This window comes from Polynucleobacter sp. HIN6, assembly GCF_030297575.1.
GTDB lineage: Bacteria > Pseudomonadota > Gammaproteobacteria > Burkholderiales > Burkholderiaceae > Polynucleobacter.
In genome coordinates, this window is sequence record NZ_AP028137.1 from 850,470 (window position 1) to 863,522 (window position 13,053).

General features: G+C 49.8%; 13 protein-coding genes. 11 read left to right on the forward strand and 2 right to left on the reverse strand.

Annotated features, from left to right (window positions below; translation table 11 throughout):
• Positions 1-73: 73 nt before the first annotated feature.
• Genes aceB through QUE66_RS04420 form a run of 4 tightly spaced genes read left to right on the forward strand, consistent with a single transcriptional unit; the run spans position 74 to position 3,382 of the window.
• Positions 74-1,663: a malate synthase A gene (gene aceB, locus QUE66_RS04405; RefSeq protein WP_286224626.1), complete on the forward strand. Its 1,590-nt coding sequence runs from the start codon at positions 74-76 to the stop codon at positions 1,661-1,663.
• A gap of 16 nt (positions 1,664-1,679) precedes the next feature.
• Entirely contained in the window at positions 1,680-2,405 is a 726-nt protein-coding gene (tsaB, locus tag QUE66_RS04410; RefSeq protein WP_286224627.1) for a tRNA (adenosine(37)-N6)-threonylcarbamoyltransferase complex dimerization subunit type 1 TsaB, read from the forward strand.
• Positions 2,365-2,892: a ribosomal protein S18-alanine N-acetyltransferase gene (gene rimI / locus QUE66_RS04415; protein WP_286224628.1), complete on the forward strand. Its 528-nt coding sequence runs from the start codon at positions 2,365-2,367 to the stop codon at positions 2,890-2,892. Before tsaB ends, rimI begins: the two co-directional genes overlap by 41 nt.
• Positions 2,882-3,382, forward strand: a complete 501-nt coding sequence (locus QUE66_RS04420) for a DNA polymerase III subunit psi (protein WP_286224629.1) — start codon at positions 2,882-2,884, stop codon at positions 3,380-3,382. Before rimI ends, QUE66_RS04420 begins: the two co-directional genes overlap by 11 nt.
• Here QUE66_RS04420 and lplT read toward each other — a convergent pair whose 3' ends face one another.
• Entirely contained in the window at positions 3,383-4,702 is a 1,320-nt protein-coding gene (gene lplT, locus QUE66_RS04425) for a lysophospholipid transporter LplT (protein ID WP_286224630.1), read from the reverse strand. It lies immediately after the preceding gene.
• Between the two features lie 48 nt (positions 4,703-4,750).
• Here lplT and alr point away from each other — a divergent pair, with 48 nt between their 5' ends.
• On the forward strand, positions 4,751-5,836 hold the full coding sequence (gene alr / locus QUE66_RS04430) for an alanine racemase (RefSeq protein ID WP_286224727.1): 1,086 nt from the start codon (positions 4,751-4,753) through the stop codon (positions 5,834-5,836).
• Here alr and QUE66_RS04435 read toward each other — a convergent pair.
• Positions 5,829-6,653, reverse strand: coding sequence for an outer membrane protein assembly factor BamD (locus QUE66_RS04435; RefSeq protein ID WP_286224728.1), 825 nt, complete (start codon positions 6,651-6,653; stop codon positions 5,829-5,831). The genes alr and QUE66_RS04435 overlap by 8 nt on opposite strands.
• A gap of 35 nt (positions 6,654-6,688) precedes the next feature.
• Here QUE66_RS04435 and QUE66_RS04440 point away from each other — a divergent pair, with 35 nt between their 5' ends.
• The 6 genes from QUE66_RS04440 to rimO all read left to right on the forward strand — a co-directional run bounded on the left by QUE66_RS04440 (position 6,689) and on the right by rimO (position 13,053).
• Positions 6,689-7,723 carry an RluA family pseudouridine synthase gene (locus tag QUE66_RS04440; protein WP_286224631.1) on the forward strand — a complete coding sequence of 345 codons (1,035 nt, stop codon included), beginning with the start codon at positions 6,689-6,691 and terminating at the stop codon, positions 7,721-7,723.
• Complete coding sequence (gene pgeF, locus QUE66_RS04445; protein ID WP_286224632.1) at positions 7,720-8,511, forward strand: peptidoglycan editing factor PgeF; 792 nt, start codon at positions 7,720-7,722, stop codon at positions 8,509-8,511. Before QUE66_RS04440 ends, pgeF begins: the two co-directional genes overlap by 4 nt.
• Before the next feature lie 142 nt (positions 8,512-8,653).
• Positions 8,654-10,270 carry a class I poly(R)-hydroxyalkanoic acid synthase gene (phaC, locus tag QUE66_RS04450; protein WP_286224729.1) on the forward strand — a complete coding sequence of 539 codons (1,617 nt, stop codon included), beginning with the start codon at positions 8,654-8,656 and terminating at the stop codon, positions 10,268-10,270.
• A gap of 29 nt (positions 10,271-10,299) precedes the next feature.
• Positions 10,300-11,040, forward strand: a complete 741-nt coding sequence (locus QUE66_RS04455) for a 3-ketoacyl-ACP reductase (protein WP_286224633.1) — start codon at positions 10,300-10,302, stop codon at positions 11,038-11,040.
• A gap of 44 nt (positions 11,041-11,084) precedes the next feature.
• Positions 11,085-11,645: a polyhydroxyalkanoate synthesis repressor PhaR gene (gene phaR / locus QUE66_RS04460; protein WP_286224634.1), complete on the forward strand. Its 561-nt coding sequence runs from the start codon at positions 11,085-11,087 to the stop codon at positions 11,643-11,645.
• Positions 11,646-11,694: 49 nt separating this feature from the next.
• Positions 11,695-13,053: a 30S ribosomal protein S12 methylthiotransferase RimO gene (gene rimO / locus QUE66_RS04465; protein WP_286224635.1), complete on the forward strand. Its 1,359-nt coding sequence runs from the start codon at positions 11,695-11,697 to the stop codon at positions 13,051-13,053.

Sequence of the window (13,053 nt, forward strand, 5' to 3'; positions counted from 1 at the left end):
TGTGCAGTGCAACAATTCAGGCATAATAGTCATCAATTTGTCATTTAATCCTTAAAACCGATTAGGAGTATTCATGTCTGGCGCCCCAACCATCGAATCCAGTGGCATTGAGCTCAAAGCCAAACTCAATCCGGATTTTGCAACCGTTGTTTCCCCCGAAGCCCTAGAGTTCGTTGCTAAATTGCATCGCGCCTTCGAGCCACGCCGTCAGGAACTCCTCAAAAAACGGGTTGAACTAGCCAAAAAATTAGACGCCGGTCAAAAGCTTGATTTCTTGCCAGAAACTAAATCCATTCGTGAGGGTGATTGGAAAATTGCTCCAGTACCCAAAGCACTGGAAACTCGCCGCGTGGAGCTTACTGGTCCAGTCGATGCCAAGATGGTGATTAATGCGCTGAACTCTGGTGCAGATTCGTATATGGCGGACTTTGAGGATTCCAATAGCCCCTATTGGGAAAACATTGTGCAAGGGCATGTTAATTTAAAGAAAGCCGTGCGCCGTGATATTGAGCTCAATCTCTTTGGTAAGGAATACAAGCTCAATGAAAAAACCGCGACCTTAATTGTTCGTCCTCGCGGTTGGCATCTCGATGAGAAACATGTCTTGGTTGATGGTCAGCGTGTCTCAGGCGGTATTTTTGACTTCGCCATCTTCACCTTTAATAGTGGTAAGTATCTCGAAGCGAGAGGCTTAGGCCCATTTTTCTATTTGCCAAAGATTGAGAGCCATCTAGAGGCCCGTTTGTGGAACGATATTTTCACCATGGCTGAGAAAGAGCTGGGCATGAAGCACGGCAGCATTAAAGCAACGGTGTTGGTTGAGACCATCAATGCCACCTTTGAGATGGATGAGATCCTCTATGAGTTGCGTGACCATAGTTCGGGATTAAATGCTGGTCGTTGGGATTACATCTTTTCCGCGATTAAGAAATTTAAGCTCGATAAAAACTTCTGTTTGGCCGATCGTGTGAAGGTGACCATGACCTCACCTTTTATGCGCGCCTATGCACTCTTTCTTTTAAAGACCTGCCATAAGCGCGGCGCCCCAGCAATGGGTGGAATGAGCGCTTTCATTCCCATTAAGAATGATCCTGAGAAGAATGCGATTGCGCTTGCAGCTGTATCAACGGATAAGCGTCGTGAAGCTACCGATGGCTACGATGGTAGTTGGGTTGCCCATCCAGGTTTGGTTGAGCTGTGCATGAATGAGTTCAAAGCCGTATTGGGTGACAAACCCAATCAATTTGATCGTCAACGCGAGGACGTTCAGGTCACCGCTGCGGATTTACTCAACTTTGCTCCAGAGGGACCAATCACCGAAGCAGGGCTGCGTTACAACATTAACGTAGGTATCCATTACATGGGTGCTTGGCTTGCTGGTAACGGTTGTGTGCCCATCCATAATCTGATGGAAGATGCCGCTACTGCTGAGATTAGCCGCTCACAAGTATGGCAATGGATTCGGTCGCCCAAAGGAGTTCTCGACGACGGTCGTAAAGTCACCCTTGAGCTAGTGCGTCAACTGATTGGTGAAGAGCTCACGAAGGTCAAAGACTCCGGTGCTGTTGGACAGTTTGATCGTGCCGCTAAGATCTTTGAGGACTTGGTTGCCAATGATGATTTTGTGGAGTTCTTAACCTTGCCGCTGTACGAAGAGTTTTAAACTCAGGACATCTAGCATGCGCATCTTGGCCATCGACACTTCGACCTCGTGGTGTTCGGTGGCCTTATGTTTTGATGACAAACCGATTCTGTATCGGCATGAGCTACTTGGATCAAAAGCGAGTCAGCATCTCTTGCCATGGTGCAGCGAGCTACTACAGCAGTGTGGCGCACGTTTCTCCGATCTGGATGCCCTGGCGGTAGGTGTGGGTCCTGGAGCATTTACTGGAGTACGTCTCTCGGTTGCAGTTGCCCAGGGATTATCGGTTGGCTCGCAATTGCCAGTAATTCCGGTGACCAGTCTTGATGCGATGGCATCGCAGTTTGCGCAACACCATCAAATGCCTCAAAACACGACATTCACCATTGCTCTGGATGCCCGTATGGGTGAAGTGTATTGGACTCGCTATCAAATAGAAGCCTCACAGCCTAAATCGATTCATCCAATACAACTAACTGCCCCAGAGTATATTGAGGATAACCATCAAGATTTAATTTCCGGTAATGCCCTTGCTGAGTATGCCGATGATTTCAAGGATCATTTTGTAGGTCGACAGATTGATTCGCAGCTAGTGCCCAATGCACTTAGCATCTTGGATCTCGCGCAAGTGCGTTATCAAGCGGACCAAACGATTTCGGTTGAGCAGCTTGAGCCCCTCTATATTCGTAATAAAGTGGCTCTCACTACCCAAGAACGTCTCGATGCAGCAAGCCCCGCCCCAACCGGTCATTTGCTTGGCTGAGCTGGTTCTGGAGCTGATGACCGAATCCGATCTGGATGCGGTCATGGCAATTGAAGCAATTTCGCATCAGCACCCATGGTCGCGCAAAAACTTTAGCGATTCGATCGAAGCGGGCCATTGGGCATATTGCCTGCGCGAGGTAGGCGATCCTGACAAGCGCATTTGGGCCTATTGCATCTTGCTACCCGCAGTCGATGATCTCCATCTTCTCAATATTACGGTGGATAATGATCTGCGCAAACAGGGCATAGGCCTTCGACTCATGAGTGCTATCCAAATGATCGCATCTAATTTATCAATCCCGCGGATTTTGCTTGAGGTTCGTCCCAGTAATCGTGCTGCAATCGCACTCTATGAGAAGGCAGGATATGAAGAGTTAGCGCGGCGCAAAGCCTATTACCCAGTAGAATCTTCTTCTAGTACGCGTGAAGACGCGATTGTGATGACCAAAGCCATCGATTGCCCTGCAAAACCCTATGAACATTGACGATCGCTCACGTTACTTAAAAGAAATGGGCATTACCGAGTGGTCTTTGCGTTCTGCTGCGGAAGTCTCTCCACCCAGCATGTCTCCGAATGCTGAGCCTCATCAGGCCATCTCCAATTTGGAGCCTAAGGTGTATTGGCTGTTTTATGGCCAAGCGCCCGGTGGTGATCAAGAACGCTTATTCCAGAACATCATTTTGGCCCTCGGGCTCTTGCCCAAAGAATGGGAATGGCGTTCACCGACCGATACGCAAGCACCGAATACGCATTTGCCATGTGTGGCATTTGCCTTCGGTGAGCACGCAGCACAGACCTTAAGTGGAGAGCAAGAGCCACTCGCGCACTTGCGGGATGTGGTCCTAGAGATTACTGGTCAAGACATTCCCTTGATCGCCAGCGTTGATCTGGCGCACTGCCTCAACCGACCGAAGGACAAAGCGCTCTTGTGGCAAGATCTATTGCTAGCCCGCTCTGTATTGCAATCGCTCTAATTAGTGTTTGGCTTCACCAATCAGATGCAGCGAGTCATACTCGGCTTGGTTGGCTTGATGCTTCTTAATCACCAGCCACATGGTGAGGGCAACGCCTAAACCAAAGCCGGTAATCACGATGGGTACTGGAACGTCTAACCAAATCAGCAGGGCATAGAGCATGAGCATCATTAGAACCGAGAGGTTCTCATTGAAGTTCTGAACAGCAATAGAGTGACCTGCAGAAAGTAGGACGTGACCACGGTGCTGTAAGAGGGCATTCATTGGAACAACGAAGTAACCTGCTAACCAGCCAACGGTGATCAGAAGGATATAAGCAGGTAGAAGATTAAAGTTGACTTCCAAGGCGCCAATCTTAAAGAGCACGATTGATGGGATGTATTCAATATGGTAGATGGCCATGATGCATACCAGCAGGCCCATTACGACGCCATACGGCAAGACATTTAAAGCGGACTTTAATGGAATACGTGAGGCTGCCCAAACCGCACCCCCGGCGACACCAATGGCAGAAACTGCTTGCAAAATAGCCCCTTGCGAGAGGTTCATATTCAGCGCGGTCTCAGCCCACTTCAGCACGATGAACTGTAAGGTTGCACCCGCACCCCAGAAAAGAGTGGTAACTGCCAGAGAGATTTGGCCCAAGCGATCGCGCCACAAAATATGAAAACCGACAAAAAAATCTTTGGTCAACTGAATAGGGTCTAAGCGCTGCTCTGGGTAGCGTGCTCCCGTATCCGGAATCTTTAAGTTAAAGAGTGCGGCGATCAGGTAAATAAACATAATGATCGAGATCGCGGATTCAGCAGGGCTATCAACACCTGTGTTAAACAAAGGCAAATCAAAACTCATAAGGGAAGCTGAAACTTTGGTGCTAATCAACACACCACCCAAGACGGTGCCCGCAATAATCGAGCCCACGGTCAAACCCTCGATCCAGCCATTGGCGGCCACGAGTTTTTCAGGGGGGAGCAGCTCGGTCAAAATGCCATATTTTGCTGGTGAATACGCAGCTGCTCCAAGACCCACAATCGCATATGAAGCTAACGGGTGAGCGCCAAAAAGCATCGCGGCACAACCAATAATTTTGATCGTATTGGTGATGAACATCACCTGACCTTTGGGCCTGGAATCAGCAAAGGCTGCAACAAAGGCAGCCAATAATACATAGGAGAGCACAAAGAACAGTTTGAGAAGCGGGGTCATCCACGCCGGGGCAGCGAGTTGGGCTAAGAGGGCAATGGCCGCAATTAGCAGGGCGTTATCGGCGAGCGACGAAAAAAATTGCGCCGCCATAATGGTGTAAAAACCTGGTTTCATTCGTACAATTGCTTCATTTACTAGATTAGAGCATGAAAGGGGAGATTTCTGGAACGCCCGATTCTGGCAACGATTGACACTGCTGCATTAGGCCACAATTTAAGGCGGGTCAGAGAACTCGCGGGTAATTCTCGCATATGGTCTGTGGTTAAAGCTCGCGCCTATGGCCATAGCCTAAGGGCGGCGTTGGCAGGACTTTCGCAGACCGATGGATTTGCGGTCTTAGATCTCGATGATGCCCGCTGGTTGCGGTCGCAGGGCTGGACCAAGCGCATTTTGCTGTTAGAGGGTCTTTTCCAAGAGGGTGATATTCCGTCAGTGATTGAGCTGGACTGCGATGTGGTGGTCCACAACCCCAATCAAGTGACTTGGCTTGAAAAGCAAGCCCATCCCGTCACCATCTTTCTCAAACTCAACTCAGGAATGAATCGTCTTGGATTTCGACCAGAAGCGTATCGATTAGCCTACCATCGGCTTCATGCCGCCGGGCACCGCATGAACCATATGACTCACTTTGCAAATGCCGACTACGTTGATCGCGAGCCCTCAGTCGGTGCTCAAATGGAGTGCTTTACCAAGACGATCGATGGATTAGCGGGTGAGACCTCGCTGGCTAACTCGGCAGCGGTCTTATGGCATCGTAACGCCTTAGGTGATTGGGTCCGTCCCGGGATTATGTTGCATGGGATTTCTCCATCGGGTCAGTTTGCGGATATTGCCCATGCCAATTTGCAAGCGGTGATGACCCTATCAAGCTCCATCATTGCGATTCAAGATCTAGAGCCGGGCGACGCAGTGGGTTATGGATCACGATTCCGAGCAACCGGGCGGATGCGAATTGGTGTGGTTGCTTGTGGCTATGCGGATGGTTATCCCCGTCATGCAAAAGACGGCGCCCCCGTCTGGGTTTATGCGGATGATCCAAGCCAATCACGGCTTTGCCCGATTGCGGGCCAGGTCTCGATGGATATGCTAACCATTGATCTCACCCATGCGCCCTGGGCAACCGTCGGCACCAAAGTAGAGTTGTGGGGTAAAAACTTGCATGTCGATGATGTGGCAACACACGCCCAAACGATTGGCTACGAACTGGTATGCGCGATTGCGCCTCGGGTACCGCTCGAAATTATTTAGTGATCCAGAACTGCCACCACTTGCGCTCTTTCTGAACGCGCTTGCCCGTTTTAAAGATCTGACTATCAGGGAAATTGAGCTTAAAGACCCGCATGGCATCAGAGCTTAAGTCATACATCCCCAAGGCTTGATAGGACTGAACCAAAATGAAGAGTGCTTCCTCAACCGCTGGCGCACGATCGTAATCCCGAATCACGAGTTGAGCACGGTTGGCAGCAGCTAAGTATGCGCCTCGATCGTAATAGTAGCGCGCCACAATCACATCAGCCTCTGCTAAAGAGTTGACGATGTAGCGCATGCGATCAAGTGAGTCGGGGGCGTATTTACTGTTGGGGAAGCGTTCCACCACGACCTTGAAGGATTCAAAGGCCTCTTTGGCTGCTTTGGGATCACGTTCACTCAGATCTTGTCCCGTGAACTTTCCCATAAACCCTAAATCGTCATTAAAGGTGATCAGACCCTTGAGGTAATACGCGTAATCTAAATTGGGGCTACCTTGGTGCAACTTAATGAAGCGATCGATTTGCACCATTGCTTGGGCAGGCTCCTGGGCTTTCCAAAAGCAATACGCGGAATTAATCTGAGCTTGCTGGGAGTAGGGGCCAAATGGAAAGCGCGCCTCCAGTTTCTCAAAGTACTGACCGCACTTATCAAAATCATTCTCATTCATCTTGTCGCGCGCCTCGGTATATAGCCTAGCTTCGGACCAGCCCAAGGTTTCATCGGTACTAGTATTGGCGCATGAAGTGAGAAGCATTACAGAAGAAACTAGTGAAGCAAGAGCAACAAGCCTTAAACTAGCACGATGGTGCCCCATAGGGGGAATAGATAACACAATAAGGTCCTTCCAGCGTGGCATTGCCGCAAACTCCTGATCCGAATCCCTCTGATTATATCGATGATGAGGATTTCATTGCGCTTGAGATCCCGGATGCATGGGCGGGAGAGCGTTTAGATAAAGTCTTAGCCCATTTTTTAACCGACTACTCCCGCAATCGGATACAGGCATGGGCCAATCAAGGAGCGGTCCTAGTTGACGGCAAGGTCGTTAAATCTCGCCAGATTTTGCGAGGCGGTGAGGCGATTCGTGTCTTTCCACAAGAGATGCCGGAGCAACATGCATTTGAGCCAGAAGATATTCCACTCAATTGCATCTATGAGGATGATCATCTCTTGGTCTTTAATAAAGCGGCTGGGATGGTAATGCATCCCGCGGCTGGCAATTGGACTGGAACGGTACTCAATGGTCTTCTGTTTCATTACCCGGAGCTCGCCCAGTTGCCTCGTGCTGGGATTGTGCATCGACTCGATAAAGACACCTCAGGACTCTTTGTGGTGGCTCGAACGGCATTGGCCCAAACTGCCTTAGTACGACTATTGCAAGATCATTTAGTGGAGCGGCGCTATCTGGCCTGGGTGTGGGGCGATACTCCATTACACGGCACAATTAACGCTGCCTTAGCACGTGACCCACGCGATCGACTCAAGATTGCCGTGGTGCCTGCCGATTCTAGAGTAGCCAATGCCAAAGCCGCACGCACCCATTACAAACGCTTAGCGCTGGGCGCCTACCAACAAAGTAAGGTCTCATTATTGGAGTGTCGCTTGGAGACCGGTCGAACCCATCAAATTCGCGTTCATCTTGAGTCTTTGTCTTATCCATTATTAGGTGACCCGGTGTATCGCAAACGAATCCCAGCGGCTGCGAGTCAATTGTTCCTAAAGCGCCAAGCCCTCCATGCGTTTGCGTTGGAGTTTGTGCATCCAAGCACACACGAACCGATGCGATGGTTTGCTCCCATTCCAAATGATCTCTTAGAACTGCATGCGCAAGTGCATATGGATGCCGCAGATCTTCCCAAACCATTTGATGATTCTTCCTCATGAGCCCGCTTCGTATTCTGAGACCCGATTGGCCGGCACCTACTAATGTGCATGCCTTTACAACCACCCGGCAAGGTGGCTTTAGTCAAGCACCATACGATCAATTCAATCTAGGGGCATTTGCTGGCGAGGATTTGCCAACCGTGCAACAAAATCGGGCCTTGCTCAACGCCTTATTACCGCAAGCACCATTTTGGATTAAGCAAGTGCATGGTACCGATGTGGTCTTAGCAAAAGGTGTGCACGAGGGTATCGGCGATTGCATCATTGAGGCGGACGCGAGTGTGACGACGACTCCGCAAACCGTGTTGAGCATCTTGGCGGCTGATTGCATGCCAGTGCTCTTCACGAATCGATCAGGAACAGCAGTTGCTGCTGCACATGCGGGTTGGCGTGGGTTATGTGCCGGTATTCTGGAAAATACGGTAGCCAAAGTTCTCAAAGAGTCCTCAAGCACCGCATCCGATGTGCTCGCATGGATTGGTCCGAGCATCTCGGTGGCACATTACGAGGTGGGCGGTGAAGTGCGTGCTGCGTTTATGGAGTCAGCAGTGCAATTTGATTATCTACTCGACGATGCATGTTTTATTCCTAATCAGACCTCAAGCCATGAGAAGTATTGGGCCGATCTGCCACGAATTGCCAAATCCCGACTTCAAGCCTTGGGTATTGGTGCGGTCTATGGCGGCGATTTATGTACCTTCAGTGATCCTGAACGTTTTTACTCCTATCGCCGTGAAACCCCCACGGGACGCTTTGCTAGCTTGATTTGGTTCAATCCGAAGCCCTAGCAATCAAGGTAATTGCCGCATCTCAGCCCAGCGATCCTGATAAATGCTAGGGTTAGTGCTTATAACCCTTGCGTCATAATCACCTGAGAATAGAGACGTACTGTTTAGTTTGATTGACACTTTTAAGAAGATCACCATCATCATGAATTTGGGTAATTCACCAAGCTTGGCCCCGCAATACATGGCCATGATTCCCCCAGACAAGCTCTCCGAAATTCAAACCAAATATCTCGAAGACCTTGGTAAATTGGGTAAAGATCCCAGCGCATTGGAATTCAAAGACCGACGCTTTATGGGCGAGGCTTGGCAAAACCCTTGGAGCAAAGCACTAGTCTCCACCTATTTATTGAATGCACGTTATCTCAATGAGCTCGTGCAAGCTGTGCAGACCGATACCAAAACCCGACAGCGCATTGAGTTTGCGACCAATCAAATGATTGATGCTTTATCGCCCTCAAACTTCTTGGCCACCAACCCAGAGGCATTGGAGACTATCCTCAAGACCCAAGGTCAATCGATTCAAAAGGGGATCTTGAACTTATTGGGTGATCTTGGCAAAGGAAAGGTGAGCCAAACCGATGAGAGTGGCTTTGAGGTGGGTAAAAATTTGGCACAGACCGAAGGTGCGGTGGTATTTCGGAACTCGCTCTTTGAATTGATTCAGTACAAGCCTCTCACTGATCAGGTTTATGAGCGACCATTCTTAATGGTTCCCCCATGTATTAATAAATACTACATTCTGGATTTGCAACCCGACAACTCCGTGGTGCGTTATATGGTGAGCCAAGGGCATACGGTGTTCTTGGTCTCCTGGAAAAATCCCGATGCCAGCATGAATCGCATCACCTGGGAAGACTATGTGGGCACTGGAGTGCTCGAAGCGATTCGGGTTACACAGGAAATTAGTCAACAAGACAAGATCAATATCTTAGGTTTCTGTGTTGGCGGCACCTTAGTGAGCACCGCACTGGCAGTGCTCGCAGCACGCAAACAGGATCCCGTCGAAAGCCTAACGCTGCTCACCACCTTATTGGATTTCACGGACACAGGCATCCTCGATGTCTTTATTGATGAGTCCTTGGTCAATCTGCGTGAGAAATCCATCGGTGGTGCTGAAGGGCGTTATGGCCTCTTATCTGGTTTAGAGTTAGCCAATACCTTCTCCTTCTTGCGACCCAACGAGTTGGTGTGGAACTATGTGGTGGATAACTACCTCAAAGGTAACTCGCCACCGCCATTTGATTTGCTCTACTGGAATGGGGACTCCACCAATTTGCCTGGCCCGATGTATTGCTGGTATCTACGCCATACTTACTTGCAAAATGATCTAGCCAAACCCGGCAAGCTCAAGGTCTGTGGGGAGAAGATTGATTTAAGTAAGATCAAGGTCCCTGCTTACATCTACGCATCACGTGATGATCACATCGTGCCATGGCACTCGGGTTATCAGAGTACTCAAATTTTGAAGGGGCCGATTCGGTTTGTGATGGGGGCCTCGGGTCATATTGCGGGTGTAATTAATCCTCCGCATAAGAAGAAACGCAATTATTGGACTAATTCTGATTTACCAAAAACCGCGGATGCATGGCTCAAAGGTGCCAAAGAAGTGCCGGGTAGTTGGTGGCCCGACTTTACCGAGTGGCTCGCTCAATATGGTGGTAAACAGATTCCTGCACCGAAAAATTATGGGCATGGCAAGTACAAAAAATTAGTTGCAGCACCTGGCACCTACGTCAAAGAAAAGGCGCAAAAGGTTTAATCGATTGATCTGAATACAAGGAGAAGATGATGGCACAACGGATTGCATACGTAACAGGTGGGATGGGCGGAATCGGCACGGCGATCTGTCAGCGTTTATCCAAAGGCGGCTTTAAGGTGATTGCTGGTTGCGGCCCGAACTCGCCCCGCAAGGATCGTTGGATTGGTGAGCAAAAGGCCTTGGGGTATGAGTTCATTGCGTCTGAGGGCAATGTATCCGATTGGGAGAGCACCAAAGCAGCCTTTGAGAAGGTCAAAGCCGAGGTAGGTCGGGTTGATGTCTTGGTGAACAATGCCGGCATCACTCGGGATAGCGTGTTTCGGAAGATGACCCCTGAGGATTGGAAGGCGGTGATTGATACCAATCTGAACTCGCTCTTTAATGTAACCAAGCAAGTGATTGATGGCATGATCGATAACGGCTGGGGCCGGATCATTAATATCTCCTCGGTCAACGGTCAGAAGGGTCAGTTTGGTCAAACCAACTATTCCACTGCCAAGGCAGGCTTGCATGGCTTCACCATGGCGCTAGCCCAAGAGGTTGCTAGCAAAGGGGTGACCGTGAATACCGTTTCACCAGGCTATATTGCGACGGATATGGTTAAGGCAATTCGGGAGGATGTGCTTGAGAAGATTGTTGGCACAATCCCAGTGAAGCGCCTGGGAACCCCCGACGAGATTGCCTCAATCTGCGCTTGGATTGCCTCAGACGACGGCGCCTTCTCAACCGGCGCCGACTTCTCGGTCAATGGGGGGATCCATACAGGCTAAACTAAGGTAAATTCTGCATTGCAACAGCGAGCAAGGGAATCACCATGGCTACACGAACAAAACGGGCTGGCGATGAGCGCCTAATCAAAAAGTACCCCAATCGGCGTCTCTACGATACCCAGACGAGTACCTATGTAACTCTTGCTGACATTAAGCAGTTGGTCATGGCGTCCGAGAGCTTTAAGGTTCTCGATGCCAAAACCGATGAAGATCTGACCCGCAGCATTCTCTTGCAGATCATTCTTGAAGAAGAGGCCTGCGGGGTGCCGCTCTTCACGACCCAGATGCTGCAGCAAATGATCCGTTTTTATGGTCACTCGATGCAAGGGTTGATGGGGAGCCACTTGGAGCGCACCATGCAATCCTTTATGGATATGCAGCAAAAATTAGCGGAGCAATCCAAGTCGATGACCGGTGGTGGTACAGAAGCCTGGACCCAAATGATGAACTTGCAAAATCCTTTTATGCAAAATTTAATGACCAATTATATGGATCAGAGCAAGGACTTATTCTTAAAAATGCAGGAACAAATGCAAGGCTCGAACCAACTCTTTACTGGCTTCCCATTCAAAGGCAAATCTGACACATCGGATTCCAACTCCTAAGCACGGGGCTTAGAGACTTTCATTACATCATTAAGATCGGGCATTATTCGTGGTTGCAAAAGTAGGATTTGTTTCATTGGGGTGTCCCAAAGCATTGGTGGATTCTGAGCTCATCTTGACGCAGTTAAGTGCCGAAGGTTATGAGACCGCAAAAGATTATGCTGGGGCCGATCTGGTGATCGTCAACACCTGCGGCTTTATTGACTCTGCAGTGGAGGAAAGTCTGTCTGCGATTGGTGAAGCCCTCACCGAGAACGGCAAGGTGATCGTGACCGGTTGCCTAGGCGCCAAGAAAAATGCCGATGGTAGCGATCTAATTACTAGCATCCATCCCAAAGTATTAGCGGTAACTGGACCACATGCAACTGCTGAAGTCTTGCAAGCCGTACATACCCATTTACCCAAACCGCATGACCCATTTTTGGATCTTGTGCCTCCGGCTGGGATCAAACTAACGCCAAAGCATTACGCTTACCTAAAAATTTCAGAGGGTTGTAATCATCGTTGTAGCTTTTGCATCATTCCAAACATGCGAGGCGATTTGGTATCGCGTCCCATCGGCGATGTGTTGCAAGAAGCACAAAAACTTTTTGAGTCGGGAGTTAAAGAGCTCTTGGTGGTTTCGCAAGACACGAGTGCCTATGGTGTGGATATTCAGTACCGCACCGGCTTTTGGGATGGCAAACCCATTAAGACCCGTCTTTACGATTTGGCACTTGCACTTCATGAGCTCGCCATATCGCATCAAGCCTGGGTGCGGATGCATTACGTGTACCCCTATCCGCATGTTGATCAGATTTTGCCGATCATGGCTCAATTCAAGGACACGGGATTTGGACTCTTACCGTATCTTGATATTCCATTTCAGCATGCACACCCAGATGTCCTCAAGCGCATGAAGCGACCCGCCAGTGGTGAAAAAAATCTGGACCGAATCCAGTCATGGCGTGCGATTTGTCCTGATCTCGTGATACGTAGCACCTTTATTGCTGGATTCCCAGGCGAGACCGAAGAGGAGTTTTCAGCCTTATTGCAATTCATGGAAGAGGCGCAAATCGATCGAGCTGGATGCTTTGCCTATTCACCGGTGGAGGGCGCTACTGCCAATGTGCTCGACAACCCAGTCCCAGAGCCCCTTCGCGAAGAGCGGCGCTCCCGCTTTATGGCGCTTGCCGAGGAGCAATCGAGCCGGCGCTTACGGCGATTAGTCGACCAACGCATTCGGGTATTGGTTGATCATGTGACCCCAGAGGGCGGGATCGGTCGGAGTGCGGCAGATGCCCCAGAAATTGATGGGATTGTGCGGATCCTCCCGCCCAGTAAGCCTTCCAAGCGCTACCGGGTTGGAGAGTTTGTGAAAGCAACCGTCCTTGATACGCAAGGGCATGATCTGATTGTGCAAGTGTAG